The organism is Bradyrhizobium sp. ORS 86 (genome assembly GCF_045571475.1).
Classification (GTDB): domain Bacteria; phylum Pseudomonadota; class Alphaproteobacteria; order Rhizobiales; family Xanthobacteraceae; genus Bradyrhizobium.
In genome coordinates, this window is record NZ_CP120699.1 from 1,871,959 (window position 1) to 1,887,103 (window position 15,145).

The window sequence follows — 15,145 nt, forward strand, 5'->3', positions numbered from 1 at the left end:
CACAACGATCGAGAAACGCAGTCCACGTGCCGTATTGAACTGGTCTATACCTGCGCGTTAAAAAGGTGTTCGTGGCCACATGCACAATTGGCGCGGGTCGCCCGTCAGCACCGGCTTCTGCCAGCGCTTGGAAGTGGCACATCAGCCCTTTGCTGATCTGCCTTGGCTGTCGATCCGCGCCGCGAAAGGATCGTTTTCAATCGTTAAATTGGGCCGGCCGGCAAACTCCTCATCGATCAACATAGCTGCGCTGAGAAGCCCAGCCTGCTCGACCTGGCGCGGGTCTGATTTTCAGCTTTTGCAACCGCGCAAAACCGAGAATACGAGTTTGTCAGGTGTAAGAGATGCGACCGCAGCGCAGTTCAATCACCGTGTGGCGGCGAGCAGCACTGTCCAAAAAAAAGTTCCGCGCCTAGCCGCCCCATCCCGGCGGTAACGCCGGAGGCGTTCGAAGCTCCATCGCGTCCGCAAAGATGGTCCAGTCGCGGACGCCCTTCTGTTTGCAGAAATCGGCCTCTGCCTGCTGGGCCGCTGCGGTGAGAGAGGTGGCATCGACCTTGAATGCCGCCTGGCAAGCGCGATGTTCGTGACCTGTGTCGTCGCAAACCGTCTTGATAAATCGAATATCGAATGATGGCATCGCTATCTCTCTTGTGAGCTGCTCAAGTCTACGGATGTTGCCATCGGAGATCGATCTCTGTCTTGATCTGCCGCAACAGGTATGGCCCAAGAAGCGAGCGGGATCCGCCACCCCGAGACCGGCAGCCGGTCCCACAGCACGCTGTGTCGACTAGCTAGGGCCATGATCGATATCAGCGATTCCATCATGGGAATCAGCCACCAGGTTCGTGGGAGGCTTTCCGAGCCGCCTTATGGCGGTGAACGGACGAGGTGTAGAGGTCAATATGCACGGATGCTCGCGCACGTCCTGGGGATCACGGCCGGGTCAGGCAAGCGCCGCCAACTCTCCCAGCGCACGGTTCTCTCCCATTGTCGCATCTGGGCTGGGTCGTGACGACATTCCCACATTGATGCATGTCTACTGAGACGTGCGCAGCCCCGCGCGGACGGTGGCTTCCAATCAGCAAACGCTGTAATGTAAATCAGGTGTAAGGCTTGCCGGCGTAGCATCTGACGGCGACCGGTATCGCCGCTCCCCAGAGTGGCTGGCGGCAGTCAGCCCGATACACGATTACGGAATCGGTGCCACCGCAAAGGGCGAACAAGGACCATGACTGCGCGACCAACAATTCTCGTGATCGACGATGATCCGGCGATGCGAGATTCGTTGACTTTCCTGCTGGAGGTGAACGGCTTCGCCGTGGCTGCGTATGAGAGTGCGATCGAGTTTCTCGATCATTTTGCGGATGGTCAGTCCAGTTGCATAATATCTGATATTCGCATGCCTGGCATGACGGGGCTTGAACTGGTCCGCAAGCTGAAGTCCGACCGCGCCAGTAGTCCTGTCATTCTGATGACTGGTCACGGAGATGTGGCACTCGCGGTGGAGGCAATGAAGGCCGGAGCAGCGGACTTCATCGAAAAGCCGTTCGATGACGAAGTGCTTCTGCGTGCGATCCGTGACGCCTTGGAGTCGCCGCCGAAAGTTACCGATAATAGCGTAAAGCTGCAGGCTGAGGCTCGCCTGGCTGACTTGTCACCACGCGAGCGTGACGTTTTGCAGGGACTGCTGACGGGCAAGATTAATAAGGTGATCGCCCACGAGCTGGGCATCAGCCCGCGCACGGTTGAGGTTTATCGTGCGAACTTGATGGCCAAGACGAACGCGCGGAACATGTCGGAGCTGATGAGGGTCGCGATCGCTGCAGGACTTTAGGGGCAACGGCAGAAAAGCATCGACCCGGTCTGCACCTGAAGAGTCGAGCCCCGCGCCGAGCGCCTTTGTCAAGCCTCGGCCAGAACCAGGCGAGGCGGCAACAATAGCGGTTTTCAAGTGGCTGCCGCCGTCTCCCCAGCGTAACCTACCCCATAATCATAGCGGCGAGGAGTTGCGGCGCTGGAATATACCTAGCGCACACGACAACGAAGCTGCGCTGGCGCAGGAACTCGTCTCATACAAAAGCAACAAGTCGACGGAGGCCACCGATCGGTTGATCTATTTTGTCGAGACCTTGAGGTTCAGCGCAACACCAACAAGCGCGCGTTGAGTTCTGCCTTGCCAAGGCCAGTTAGCGCCTGCGCGGCCCGTTGATCGATCGCCAGCAGAAGAGCGTCGCCCGCATGTTCAAGCAAGACATTGATCTGTATGTGGAATATGACCGCTCGGCGTTTGAAAACAATTGTTGTTCATCCGAAATCCGATGGCTGCCGGTGACGCCTGAGGCATTTCATAATGTCCGGGCGGACGAAGAGCGCCGCAGCGACGGCTTCACCCGCATCGTTAAGCTTGTCGCGAGTCGATGCGGAAAAGAGAAGTTGCCATCCTGCCGGTTGGCGTGCGCTTTCGTGCGCAATGTCGTGTTCACGACATCTCGGCGATTGACCGGTGGCCAGACTGTGCGCGCCGCGTTTTGTTTTGGGTCCAATTGACCGCGCAGCGTGCCCGTGCGCGACGCCGTCGGCGATTGGCCCGGTCTTTGCTCTGTTGCTTTCCAGTCATGTGCGGCTATCCGCTTTGTCGGGACTTCCGCTACAGATCGTGGATTTCTATGAGACGAAAGGCGACGCGTGAACTTGAGTTCTTTGACGAATAAGGTGCTCGGCACCGGCCCTGGCGCGACATGCACAGCGCCGGCGGTCGAATGCGGGGCCGATGATGGCCGGAATAGTGGCGTCCGATACGTTTCAGGGAGCCTCCCCGTCCTGAACACTGCCACCTCGGATCGACCAGCGAGCTTCACGCTTCACAACGGCCTACAGGTAGTGGTGATTCCGGATCATCGCACCCCCGTTGTGACCCAGATGATCTGGTATAAGGTCGGCTCTGCCGACGAGCCGCCAGGCAAATCGGGGCTCGCGCACTTCCTCGAACACCTGATGTTCAAGGGTACGGCCAAACATACTGCGGATGAATTCGTCCGGGCTGTGCTGCGAGCCGGCGGCACCCACAACGCCTTCACTGGGGTCGACTATACCAGCTATTTCCAGCAGGTGCCGCGCGAGAAGCTCGGCCAGATGATGGAATTTGAAGCCGACCGCATGACCGGCCTCATTCTCGAAGATAAGAACGTGCTGGCCGAGCGCGACGTCGTATTGGAGGAATTCAATATGCGCATCGCCAACAAGCCGGATGCGCAGCTCGCCACGCAGATGATGGCAGCGCTTTACCTTAACCATCCCTACGGCCGGCCTGTGATCGGCTGGCGCCAGGAAATCGAACAGCTCGACTACAAAGACGCGCTCGCCTTCTATAAGCGCTTTTACGCGCCGAACAACGCCATACTTATCATCGCCGGTGACGTCGAGGCCAACGAGATCCATCCGATGGTGGAGCAGCATTTTGGTGACATTCCCCCGCAACCATCGATCCCTGCGAAACGGGTGCGACCGCAGGAGCCGACGCCGGCCGCGCCGCGTACAGTGATGCTGGCCGATGCCCGCGTCAGGCAGCCGGCCTTGGGCCGCTGTTACCTCGTGCCATCGGCTTACACAGCCTCCTCCGGCGAGAGTCCGGCGCTTGATGTGCTCGCGCGATTGATCGGCGGCGGCGTCAACTCCTATCTCTATCGGGCGCTGGTCATCGACAAGCAACTCGCGATCAGCGCCGGAGCGAGCTACCCTCGTAGCTCGCTCGATCATTCGCACTTCATGATTTTTGCCACACCGAAACCCGGTGTCGGGTTCGCTCAGATTGAGCGCGCCGTCGATGAGGTGATCGCCGATGTTGCGCATAATCGCGCGCGCGAGGAGGATCTTCAACGAGTCAAGACGCAGTTGATGGCGCAAGCAATCTACGGTCAGGACGATCAGGAAGTACTTGCGACTTGGTATGGCCGCGGGCTCACGACGGGACTGAGCATCGACGATATCCGAGGTTGGCCGGACGGCGTCCGCGCAGTCGGCGCCCAGCAGGTGCGCGAAGCCGCGCGGAAATGGCTCAACAAAAAACGCTCGGTGACCGGCTATCTCACCCAAGAGTCAATGCCGAGGTAGAGGAGAACCGATCATGACGTATTCCTTCACACGGCGGGACGTCCTCCTCGGCGGCGCCTCGCTTTCCGTCGCGATGCTCGCCTCGCCACCTTCGCTTTCCGCAGCCAAGGCGCTTGCCGCAATCAAGATCCAGCGGCTGGTCTCGGCGTGCGGTATAGAAGCCTGGTTCGTGCAGGACGCCACTGTCCCGTTGATCGCGATGCAGTTTGCTTTCGGCGGCGGCGGGACCCAGGACCCCGCCGACAAACCAGGCGTCGGGCGCATGGTTGCGGGCCTGCTCGACGAAGGCTCCGGTGATCTAGACTCCAAAGCCTTTCATGAGCGGATCGACCGTCGCGCCATCGAGCTGAGCTTTGAAACGACTCAAGACGAATTGCGCGGCGCCTTGCGCACGCTCGAGGGCGATAGGGAGGAGGCCTTCGACCTGTTACGGATGGCGCTAATCTCGCCACGTTTCGACGCGGTCGATGTCGAACGGATCCGTGCCAGCGTGCTTGGGCGCCTTCGGCATGACTCGACCGATCCTTCGTCGCTCGCCAACCGCAAGTTCTTCGAAGTCGCCTTTCACGATCATCCCTATGCTCGCCCGACTGGAGGCACACTCGAGAGCGTGCCGAAGATCGAGATCGCAGATCTTAAGGACTATGTCCGACGGGTGATCGCAAGAGACACGCTCAAGATCGCGGCCGTCGGCGACGTTGAGCCGGAGACCCTTTGCAAACTGCTCGATAAGACCTTTGGCGGCCTGCCGGCCAAGGCGGATTTGAAGCTGATTCCCGACGTGATCGCAGCAAAGCCGCCACAGCAGGTCTTTATCCCGCTCGATGTGCCGCAAACAGTTGTGACTTTCGGCGGACCCGGCGTCCGCCGCAGCGAGCCCGATTTCATGGCGGCCTATGTCGTCAACCACATCCTGGGCGGCGGGGATCTGTCGTCGCGGCTGTTCCGCGAAGTACGCGAGAAGCGGGGGCTGGCCTATTTTGCCAGCGAGCGATTGGCGTGGATGGATCATTCCGCCGTGTTCGTCGGCCATAGCGGCACCCGCACCGTTCGCGCCGATGATACCGTCGAAGAGATCGCGAGGCAGGTCCGCCAAATTGCCAAGGAAGGACCGACCCAACAAGAACTCGATGATGCAAAGTCTTACCTGAAGGGCTCGCAGATGCTGGCTCTCAACACATCATCAAAGCTTGCGCGAACGCTGCTGCAGCATCAGCTCGACAGGTTGCCGATCGACTATATCGAAAACCACAACGCAATTGTGGATGCGGTGACATTGGAGGATGCCAAGAGAGCGGCAGAGCGGCTCTGGGGCCAGGGTCTGCTCACCATCACGGTCGGTCGTCCCCCACAGGGCGCAGGCCAAGCGACCACCGCGCCATCGGCTGCGACGCCCCCGCCAAGCGCCGAGCAGCCAGGCGCAACGCCATCCCCGACGATACCGGGCAGACCGAATTAGCCGTCAGGCAACCGGCGCGTGGGCGCGAGCCTCGCGTGCTACCGTCCTCCTTGCGGTCGAGAGCCAGAAAGTGGGGGCCGCGGGCGCAAGATCGAGCTCAAACTGTTGGTCCGGCGGCTAAGCCACCAAAGACGGCCGCCGCGCGAGCGAGATCGTTTGCGGACAGACGATGATGCGCTTGCACACGAAAGCGATTGGTCAGGCTTGATTGCGAACCAATCGCCCCTCGCTAAAGTCAGGTGGCTGCATCGCGAATCCGCAAAAGAAATGGCCTCTGCAATGCAGAGGCCATGGCGTGCGATTTCCGAACCTCAACTATAACCGCGCGTAGCCAGATCGGTTCTGACGCAGCGCATTTGCCGGGCGCCTCACCCGGACCGTCTAAGCCTGACGAACCCTCCTTCGGTCAATTCCGCCTTGTATGTCCGACCGTCGATCGCGATGGTCGTTGGATTGTTGGCGGTAGGCATGAAACCCGTTTCGCGCAACTTCTCAATGAGGGCTGGCGGGGCCCACTGCTCCGGAAGCGGGAACCCACGCCGTCTGGCCTCTAGGATGAATGCTCCGAAATCCGGCAGCCCCGCGGGGCCGGTGCCGATCCGTTGATCCTCCGGAGGATTGTGGATGAGGCGAACGCCGTCAGACGGGCTCAACGCAGCCGTGTAGCGATGTCCCCTGATCTCGTAGGTCATCGTGGGTTGATCCGAGTCCGGCAGGAGACCCAGATGACCCAGTCTCTCGACCATTCGGCCCGGGGCGGCTTGGGAGCCCTGCGTAAATTTCTCGGGAACGGAGAATGAGACATCATATACCGTCTCCTCCGGGGCGGCGGACGATGATGGTCCGGCTTCATTCATGATCTGATCGAATAGATCACGATCCTGTTGAGTCCAGGTGTAGGAGTGTGGGGATCCCGGGGATCCGCCGCCATCGATCGGATTGAAATCCATATGGCTTTCCTTCGGTTTTGAGAACACAGCCTCTCTTGCGGATCGGCCAGCGGCTATCCCAGATTCGTCATCAGTTCAGTCATCGGCCACGTCGGCATTGAGAAGCTGGATTCTCATGTTAGGGCGGTTAGCTTGCCAGAAGCTGACGAGGTTCGGCGAGAGAAGGCAGGCCGGCGGACGGCTTCTGGACGGCAAGACCCTGTCATGGCTGCTTTGGCCCACAAAAGGTGGCGAACGGCAAGCGAAAGCCGCCTCCTGCGAGCGATGTCAGATCGTGCTGACCGGTCGGCTTCCTCACGTCAACGTTTCAAATCGGACGCGCATGGCGCTAAGGGGATGGGTGGCGGATCACGGCTATCAACCTGCACGTTCATATGATGCGCCTCATTAGACTTCGCACCTAAGTCGCAATCGGTCCATCAATTGGGCATTAGGCGGCTCATGGCGTTCGGTCCCGTCGTGTAGGAGCTCGCGGGCTTGCACGAGAATTGCCATCCAGCTTGCGGTTGCCGGAAGAGCGGTTCGACAGCAGCTCGCCAATCCTTGCCATAAATCGCAAATCGCCTGCTATCTGTCAGACTGTCCATGACTTCTTGGCCTGCTTCTTGCTGTCCTGCATGTCAGCAATTTGTTGCGGCCGATAACCGATCACAGGGAAGGGATTATGGGTGATGCTACGGACACGTTTTACAGCGTGATCAGACGTCAGGGTATCACGCGTCGCAGTTTCTACAAATTCTGTAGCTTGACCGCAGCGACTCTTGGGCTCGGTTCACCTGGAGCAGGCCGTATCGCCGAAGCGCTGGAGACGAAGCCGCGTGTGCCCGTGATCTGGATGCACGGTCTCGAATGCACCTGTTGCTCGGAAAGCTTTATCCGCTCGGCCCACCCATTGGTCAAAGACGTCGTGCTGTCGATGATTTCACTCGATTATGACGACACAATCATGGCTGCGGCTGGACATCAAGCCGAAGCCATTCTCGAGGAGACCCGCGCCAAACACGAGAACCAATATGTGCTCGCCGTCGAAGGCAATCCGCCGCTGAATGAGGGCGGCATGTTCTGCATTGATGGTGGCAGGCCCTTCGTTGAAAAGCTGAAGTGGATGGCCGAAGCCTCGAAGGTGGTCATCGCCTGGGGCTCTTGCGCGTCCTGGGGTTGCGTGCAGGCGGCCAAGCCCAACCCGACTAACGCGACGCCGATCGACAAGGTGATCACGAACAAGCCGATCATCAAGGTGCCCGGCTGCCCGCCGGTCGCCGAAGTCATGACCGGCGTGCTGACGTTCATCACCACTTTCGGAAGGTTGCCTGAGCTCGACCGCCAGGGGCGTCCAAGGATGTTCTACTCTCAGCGCATTCACGACAAGTGCTATCGGCGATCCCATTTCGATGCTGGCCAATTCGTCGAGGAGTGGGACGATGAGGCTGCGCGCAAGGGTTATTGCCTCTACAAGATGGGTTGCAAGGGGCCGACCACCTACAACGCCTGCTCGGCCGTACGCTGGAACGGAGGAATTTCCTTTCCGATCCAATCCGGCCACGGCTGCCTCGGTTGCTCCGAGGACGGCTTCTGGGACCAGGGCTCGTTTTACGACCGACTTACAACCATCAAGCAATTCGGCATTGAGAAGAGCGCCGATCAGATCGGGATGGCCGCCGCCAGCGCGGTCGGCGTAGCCGTTGCCGCGCATGCAGCGGTCACGGCCGCGAAGTGGCTGACCCGTGAACGGCAGGGTGCAGCCGAGGAAAATGATCGAGTGCCCGGGAAGGACAACGATGGACGCCGAGACCACTAACAAGTTCAAGCTCGATGGGGCCGGAAAGCGTATTGTTGTCGATCCGCTGACCCGGATCGAGGGGCACCTTCGCGTCGAGGTCAACCTCGATTCCCACAATGTGATCTGCAACGCCGTCTCAAGCGGAACGATGTGGCGTGGCATCGAAACCATCCTCCGTGGGCGCGATCCGCGCGACGCCTGGGCGTTCACCGAACGGATTTGCGGTGTCTGTACCGGCGCCCATGCGCTCACCTCCGTGCGCGCCGTTGAAAATGCTCTCGGAATCACAATTCCGGACAATGCCAACTCGATCCGCAATATCATGCAGCTCTGTCTGCAGGTGCATGATCATCTGGTGCATTTTTATCATCTGCACGCGCTGGATTGGGTCGACGTCGTCGCCGCGCTGAAGGCCGACCCGAAGGTGACGTCGGTGTTCGCACAGTCGATCTCTCCCTGGCCACTTTCATCACCGGGATATTTTAAGGATCTGCAGATCAGGCTGACCAAATTCGTCGAATCAGGACAGCTCGGCCCGTTCAAAAATGCCTATTGGGGGCATCCGGCCTACAAGCTTCCGCCAGAAGCGGACTTAATGTGCGTAGCGCATTATTTGGAAGCGCTCGACTTTCAGAAGGAGATCGTCAAGATCCACGCCATCTACGGTGGCAAGAACCCGCATCCGAATTGGCTCGTCGGCGGCGTGCCATGCGCAATCAACGTTGATGGCACTGGCGCGGTGGGAGCGCTCAACATCGAGCGGCTCAATCTGGTCTCCTCGATCATCGACCGCTCGATCGAGTTTGTCGAACAAGTTTACCTACCCGACATCGCCGCGATTGGATCGTTCTACAAGGACTGGCTCTATGGAGGCGGGCTATCGGGTGTCAACGTGATGTCCTATGGCGACATTCCCGAAATCGTCAATGATTATTCGAGCAAAAGTCTGAAGCTGCCGCGCGGCGTTATTCTCAATGGCAATCTCAAGGAGGTTTTGCCCATCGACCACGCCGATCCCGACCAGATTCAGGAATACGTCGCGCACTCCTGGTATGAATATCCTGATGAATCGATCGGACTGCATCCTTGGGATGGCATAACCGAGCCGAATTTTCAGCTTGGGGGCAAGACCAAGGGCACCAGGACGGAGATCAAGGAACTCGACGAAGGCGGCAAGTATTCCTGGATCAAGGCGCCCCGCTGGCGGGGCAACGCCGTCGAGGTAGGTCCGCTTGCGCGATACATCATAGGTTATGCGCAGGGCAATCCCGAGTTCAAGGATCCGACCGAGAAGCTCCTCAAGGCCCTTGATCTTCCCGTCTCCGCGTTATTCTCCACGCTTGGCCGGACTGCGGCGCGCGCGCTTGAATGCCAGTGGGCGGCGCATCAGATGCGTTCTTTTCAGGACAAGTTGGTCGCTCGCATCACGGCGGGTGACACAGCAACCGCCAATGTCGGCAAGTGGAAGCCGGACTGCTGGCCGAAAGAGGCCAAGGGCTACGGCTTTAGCGAGGCGCCGCGCGGGGCGCTCGGGCACTGGATCAAAATCAAACAGAGCAAGATCGACAACTACCAATGTGTCGTGCCAACGACGTGGAACGGCTCGCCTCGTGATTCCAAGGGCAATATCGGCGCATTTGAAGCCTCTCTGATCAATACGCCGATGGCTGATCCCCAGAGGCCCCTGGAGATCTTGCGTACGATCCATTCCTTTGATCCATGCTTGGCGTGCTCGACGCACGTGATGGGGCAGGACGGGCAAGAAATGGCATTCGTCAAGGTTCGGTAGATGGTCATGCGGGACAAGACCGGGCAAGTTCCCACACCTCATATGGCCGTCGATGCCGAACAAGGTGATCGTAACATCGACCGAGCTGTCGTCGACGTCCATCAAGCGCCAGTACGTCTGTGGCATTGGATCAACGCGATGGCGATTTTAGTGCTGGGCAACACCGGCTACTTGATAGGGACGGGGACACCGGCCATGCCAGGAGAGGCAAGCGACAATTTCCTGTTCGGCTATATCCGCTTTGCGCACTTCGCCGCAGGCTATGTGCTCACCGTCGGCTTCTTGCTGCGGATCTACTGGGCGTTCTTGAGTGGCCCCAACGCCAGGCAAATCTTCTACGTGCCGCTCTGGCGTCGCTGCTTTTGGAGCGAGCTGTGGGATGCGATGCGCTGGTATGCCTTGCTTGAAGTTAAGCCGAAGAGGCATGTCGGCCACAATCCGCTAGCTCGGCTCGCGATGTTCTTCATGTTCACGCTGACGGTCGCGTTCATGATCGTCACCGGCCTTGCCCTTTACGCGCAGGGCTCCGGCAACGAAAGCTGGCAGTATAGCCTTTTTGGCTGGGTGTTCGCGATCTGGCCGAACGGTCAAGACGTCCGCACGTGGCACCATCTCGGCCTATGGATGGTTCTGACCTTTGCAATCGTTCACGTCTATGCCGTGATCCGGGAAGACATCATGTCGCGCCGGGGCGTCATATCCTCCATGATCTCGGGCCAGCGTGAATTCCGCGGTTGATGCTGATGGCGAAACCGACAAACACGAGACGGATCCTGGTGCTTGGCATCGGCAATATCCTATGGGCCGATGAGGGGTTCGGCGTGCGGGCCGTGGAAGAGTTTCATCGCCGGTATGTCGTCTCCGAAAACGTCACCATCCTCGAAGGCGGCACGCAAGGGCTCTACCTGGTCAATTTTCTCGGCGAGGCTGATTGTCTGATCGTGTTCGATGCCATCGACTATGGGTTCCGGCCCGGGCAGTTGGAGCTTGTGCGGGGCAGCGACGTGCCGAAATTCACCGCCGTCAAGAAGCTGAGCCTGCATCAGATCGGATTCCAGGAGGTCTTAAGTGCGGCAGTCCTGCTCGGCCGCTGCCCGCGAGAGCTCGCGCTGATCGGTTGTCAGCCATTGGATCTGGAGGATTGGGGCGGGCCGCTGACTGCTCCCGTGCGCGCTCAAATTACGCCGGCGATCGAACTGGCCTGCGAACTGCTCACGCAATGGGGGGCGCCGCCAAAACTGCGCACCAGGCCATTGCCGGCATCGGAGCGCTTGCTCGCAAACGATATCGACCATGCGAATTATGAGATGAAGGGGCGGCCGATGTAGCGGCGCAGACTATCATGTGCCTTGGCCTGCCAATGACGATCATCGAGACCGACGGCATGTGGGCGCTATGCGAGCGCGCCGATGAGCGGCGGCGCGTCTGTGTCATGCTGCTCTGCGAGCCGCCAGTTGGCGCGAAGGTGCTTGTTCACATCGATGCCGCAGTGCGGCTCCTGGATGACGACGAAGCGCGGTTGATCGCGCAGGCGCTCGATGGTCTCGATGCAGCCCTCAATGGCCACAACTGTGATCATTTCTTCGCGGATTTGATAGATCACGAGCCTCTGCTGCCTAAGCACCTCCGCTAGCACGCGACCGCCATCGGCCCTGTTCGCCAATTTCATGGAGAGCAACGCTCGAGCCGAAGACAAGCCTTGTGCGAAAGATGTCACACTGGTGATCCAGGCCGAGGGGCAATCGGTCGCAAGCAACGCTTGGCACGTGCCTTGCAAATACCTCATCCAGGAAAGCCTTGAGACGGCCAGAAAAGAGATTGATGAAATTGCAAATTCGAAGGCATGGTTTGACGCGGCCTGGTCCGCCCGAGGTCGGCACGGTGTGCGCTGACGTGCGGTTCGCCTCCGCCGATCCAGTCGGTGCGATCGTGACGCCGCTGGCGGAGCGCGACTTAAGAGGTTGGCGAGAGGCGATCCACCTAGCGATTTCAATTCGTGAGCTGACACAGGCATTTCGGCGAAGCCTGTTCGGCGACGTCATCGCGCCGGCCGCTGAAAGCGAACTGGGGCGGAGCTTCCCCCTCGCATCGACGCTGATCCGTCGCCTTCGGGACGCGAAGGCGAGACCAGATCGTCAAGCCCCCGGCCTGGCCGGCCGATATCGATCACATCTCGAAACAGACTAGTCATTTCATCCATGCTCACCAGTATCATCTCTTCCCGCCTGTTGTGGAACGTCGCGTCATGAAGGCGGAGATCTGGGCCCGGCCCAAAGAGCCCAGTCTGCCGGTGAGTGCGGCTGGTGCCAGCGCGGACTGCCTCGGCGCAATCCATAGCCGTTTGACCACTGCTTGCGCGCTCGCCAAGCTCGCTTCGCTCGATGGCGCCGAGCTCACGAGGAGCTGTCCGAATGCCACCACGCTGTTGTCGAATGTCGCCGCCGCCGTTGCTGGCCAAAACTCCGGCATCTCGACCCAACTGTTCAGCCTCGGCCATCTCAGCGATCTTGAGCGCAAGCTGGTTGGCGACGTGCTTGGAAAGGGGGAGGTCACCGGCATCGTTGCGCTGCCCGATGGCTCGCTAGCACATATCCAGGAGACCGCGCTTGCAGGAATCTGGTGCTTGCGCTTCGGGACTGAGACGGCACACCAGTACATCGAGGTTGGCGCGATTCCGATGATCGTGCGACGGGCTGCGACAGATTTGACGTCGACCGATCTCATGATCTATGCGCCGCCGGATGGAGCGATGAATGTACGACCGGTGCTTGCAGAAATCCGCGAGCGGGCGCTGGCTTGGCGCGAGGGCATGCGCGCGCAGATCATCAATTTCACCCTGTTGCCGATGAGCCCGGTCGATAGGTCATTCCTGCAGCAGAGCGTTGGCAATGGTCCGATCCAGCTCATCTTGCGTGACTACAGCACCTGCCGCGTGCAGGCAACGGGCATCCGGAACGTCTGGTCGGTGCAGTTCTTCAATTCAGTAGACGACATCATCCTGGATACTTTGGAGGTCGGCGGCATTCCGGAGATTGCGCTGGCGGCCGCCGAGGATTTGGAGGATTCCGCCGAACGCCTGCACGAAATCATCGAGGCTTGCTCCAAATGACGAGCTTCGACAATTGTGACGGCCGGCAGGATATGTCGACCGGCGCGCATGGAGTGCGGCATCTGCCGGATTGTCGACGATCCGGCCGAAGACGACGGGACGGCGCAGATCGCGATAGCAACGCCTTTCGCCGCATTGTCCGAGAGTTGGCGTGGCCCAAATTGCGATGCGCCCAAATCCAACTCCATATCGATTGATGATGACCACTGACGTCGAGCAGTGTCTAGGCGGAGGCGTGCACGCCGGTACCCCGGCGCGGGAGAAGATGCTCGCCGCGGTCTGTCGCGACAGCTGCGGTCGCGACCTGGTGGTCCTTGATTGCACCTTGAGCATGCAAGCGTTCGGCCTTGGCGGGCGGCGTCGGCATAATGCGACGCAGATGAGATCGATCGGTCGTCGGCACAGCTTGACCGGGAGACGGACGGAGCGGCATCCGTGAGCGCTGCAGCCCGCAACCAGATCGATATCACCCTATCGCTATCGGGCGACACAATTGCCGCCGTCGAGGTCCTGCCGCGGGGTCGGCTCGAGCTGGCCCCGCTATTTTCCGGCAAACCGACCGTGTCGTTACTCAACGCGCTGCCGCGGCTATTTTCGTTATGCGCCATAGCGCATCAGGTGGCGTTCCTGTCCGCGGTCGAAGCGGCGCGTGGCGAGGACATCAATCTGGCGACCCGGCAGCATCGCATTGTCCTTGTCGTTGCCGAGCGGCTGGCGGAATTGCTGCGTGGGCTGTTTGTTGGGCATCTGGCGCTTGATTTCGCAAGTATGGCAGCGATCCGGGCCCTGATGCAGGATGCTTCCGTGCTCGTCGGCAGCGCCGCGGCGGGCTCCGATGCCTTCCGACGCGAGGCAACAGGCAGAGTTGCGGACAAATTGGCCGCGTTCGGCCTATCGAATGAAGGCGGCGCGCTGATGCCGGGTAGCCCGCTCGCGCGTCGCATCGCGGAGCTCGACAAGCTCGCATTAAAGCCTATGCCAACGCAGCACTCCTTCCTGTCCGTCGCCGACGACCGGACCATCGTCGAAGGGGCGTTCGTAAGTGATGCAGGATTCTTCGGTTGCACTGGTCGACAGGTCCATATGCCCGAAACAGGCCCATGGGCACGGCACGTGACCCGTAATGGACTCTCACCAAGTCGGTCTGGGCCGGCCGAGCGGATGAAAGCGAGGATCGATGAAATCGCCCAATTGTGTGCCTGGCTCAAGGCGGGCGCACATGACGAGGCCGCAGCGGATGGAACCGTCGAAAGTTACAGGCTGGGGCCGGGCCGCGGCGCGGCCGCAGTCGAATGCGCCAGGGGACGCCTCTATCATAAGATTGAGCTTGATCGTTACGGAAAGATCTCGCGCTTCGAATTCCTCGCACCGACTGAATGGAATTTCCACCCTCGCGGACCACTTGTCCGCAGCCTGCAGGGCGCGGTGCTGACGGCGGAACGGCATGGACAGGCGGCGGTTCGCGCCATGATTGCCTCGTTCGATCCTTGCGTCGCCTTCACTGTCAGTTTCGGCAGTACTTGCGATGCATGAAATGGCGCTTTGCGTGGACCTCATGGAGATCGTCGAGGACGAGGCGCGTCGGCGATCGGTCTCGAATGTAAGGACCATATGTCTTGAGCTCGGGGCATTGAGCGGTGTCGCTCCTGAAGCGATGAAGTTCTGTTTCCCGGTCGTTGCAGCACGGACGGTCGCCGACGGCGCGGTTCTCGAGATCGTCGAGTCACCCGGGCTTGCCTGGTGCATGGCGTGTTCGACGAGCGTCGAGATCGCGCAGCGCGGCGCACCGTGCCCTTGCTGCGGCAGCTATCAACTGCAGGTGACAGCGGGCGAACAGATGCGCCTGAGGGAGTTGGAGATCGACTGATGTGTATCGAATGCGGTTGCGGCGAAAGAGCGCCGACCACAGAATCCGGCCGATACCCCCGAGCCACGGCGGATCACC

The 15,145-nt window shown here is 60.0% G+C and carries 15 protein-coding genes; 13 read left to right on the top strand and 2 right to left on the bottom strand.

Features of this window, described 5'->3' with window-relative positions; genetic code table 11:
- Positions 1 to 412: 412 nt before the first annotated feature.
- On the bottom strand, positions 413 to 640 hold the full coding sequence (locus tag P6U25_RS08590) for a hypothetical protein (RefSeq protein WP_280980808.1): 228 nt from the start codon (positions 638 to 640) through the stop codon (positions 413 to 415).
- A gap of 591 nt (positions 641 to 1,231) precedes the next feature.
- On the opposite strand from P6U25_RS08590, the gene fixJ reads away from it, so the two are divergent.
- The 4 genes from fixJ (at position 1,232) to P6U25_RS08610 (ending at position 5,572) form a co-directional block, all read left to right on the top strand.
- Complete coding sequence (fixJ, locus tag P6U25_RS08595) at positions 1,232 to 1,837, top strand: response regulator FixJ (RefSeq protein WP_280980807.1); 606 nt, start codon at positions 1,232 to 1,234, stop codon at positions 1,835 to 1,837.
- A gap of 371 nt (positions 1,838 to 2,208) precedes the next feature.
- Positions 2,209 to 2,550, top strand: coding sequence for a hypothetical protein (locus P6U25_RS08600; protein WP_280973487.1), 342 nt, complete (start codon positions 2,209 to 2,211; stop codon positions 2,548 to 2,550).
- Positions 2,551 to 2,823: 273 nt separating this feature from the next.
- Positions 2,824 to 4,113 (top strand): pitrilysin family protein, encoded by a 1,290-nt coding sequence (locus P6U25_RS08605; RefSeq protein ID WP_280978241.1) that lies wholly within the window; start codon positions 2,824 to 2,826, stop codon positions 4,111 to 4,113.
- A gap of 13 nt (positions 4,114 to 4,126) precedes the next feature.
- Positions 4,127 to 5,572, top strand: coding sequence for a M16 family metallopeptidase (locus tag P6U25_RS08610; protein ID WP_407151037.1), 1,446 nt, complete (start codon positions 4,127 to 4,129; stop codon positions 5,570 to 5,572).
- Between the two features lie 368 nt (positions 5,573 to 5,940).
- On the opposite strand, the gene P6U25_RS08615 is transcribed toward P6U25_RS08610, so the two are convergent.
- Positions 5,941 to 6,522, bottom strand: a complete 582-nt coding sequence (locus P6U25_RS08615) for a hypothetical protein (protein WP_280973486.1) — start codon at positions 6,520 to 6,522, stop codon at positions 5,941 to 5,943.
- Between the two features lie 664 nt (positions 6,523 to 7,186).
- Here P6U25_RS08615 and P6U25_RS08620 point away from each other — a divergent pair.
- From P6U25_RS08620 to hypA, 9 genes are all read left to right on the top strand, one after another.
- On the top strand, positions 7,187 to 8,320 hold the full coding sequence (locus P6U25_RS08620; protein ID WP_280973485.1) for a hydrogenase small subunit: 1,134 nt from the start codon (positions 7,187 to 7,189) through the stop codon (positions 8,318 to 8,320).
- Positions 8,301 to 10,091, top strand: a complete 1,791-nt coding sequence (locus P6U25_RS08625; RefSeq protein WP_280973484.1) for a nickel-dependent hydrogenase large subunit — start codon at positions 8,301 to 8,303, stop codon at positions 10,089 to 10,091. Before P6U25_RS08620 ends, P6U25_RS08625 begins: the two co-directional genes overlap by 20 nt.
- A 6-nt stretch (positions 10,092 to 10,097) precedes the next feature.
- Positions 10,098 to 10,829 carry a Ni/Fe-hydrogenase, b-type cytochrome subunit gene (gene cybH / locus P6U25_RS08630; RefSeq protein WP_280973483.1) on the top strand — a complete coding sequence of 244 codons (732 nt, stop codon included), beginning with the start codon at positions 10,098 to 10,100 and terminating at the stop codon, positions 10,827 to 10,829.
- Between the two features lie 5 nt (positions 10,830 to 10,834).
- Positions 10,835 to 11,419, top strand: coding sequence for a HyaD/HybD family hydrogenase maturation endopeptidase (locus P6U25_RS08635; RefSeq protein WP_280978239.1), 585 nt, complete (start codon positions 10,835 to 10,837; stop codon positions 11,417 to 11,419).
- Positions 11,420 to 11,433: 14 nt separating this feature from the next.
- Positions 11,434 to 11,724 carry a HypC/HybG/HupF family hydrogenase formation chaperone gene (locus P6U25_RS08640; RefSeq protein WP_280973482.1) on the top strand — a complete coding sequence of 97 codons (291 nt, stop codon included), beginning with the start codon at positions 11,434 to 11,436 and terminating at the stop codon, positions 11,722 to 11,724.
- 612 nt (positions 11,725 to 12,336) lie between these two features.
- Positions 12,337 to 13,200, top strand: coding sequence for a hydrogenase expression/formation protein (locus P6U25_RS08645; RefSeq protein ID WP_280973479.1), 864 nt, complete (start codon positions 12,337 to 12,339; stop codon positions 13,198 to 13,200).
- Positions 13,201 to 13,248: 48 nt separating this feature from the next.
- On the top strand, positions 13,249 to 13,410 hold the full coding sequence (locus P6U25_RS08650) for a rubredoxin (RefSeq protein ID WP_280973478.1): 162 nt from the start codon (positions 13,249 to 13,251) through the stop codon (positions 13,408 to 13,410).
- 225 nt (positions 13,411 to 13,635) lie between these two features.
- Positions 13,636 to 14,733, top strand: a complete 1,098-nt coding sequence (locus P6U25_RS08655) for a nickel-dependent hydrogenase large subunit (protein WP_407151038.1) — start codon at positions 13,636 to 13,638, stop codon at positions 14,731 to 14,733.
- A complete protein-coding gene (hypA, locus tag P6U25_RS08660) occupies positions 14,726 to 15,067 on the top strand; it encodes a hydrogenase maturation nickel metallochaperone HypA (protein ID WP_280973476.1) in 342 nt (113 codons plus the stop codon). Before P6U25_RS08655 ends, hypA begins: the two co-directional genes overlap by 8 nt.
- The last annotated feature ends 78 nt before the right edge of the window (positions 15,068 to 15,145 follow it).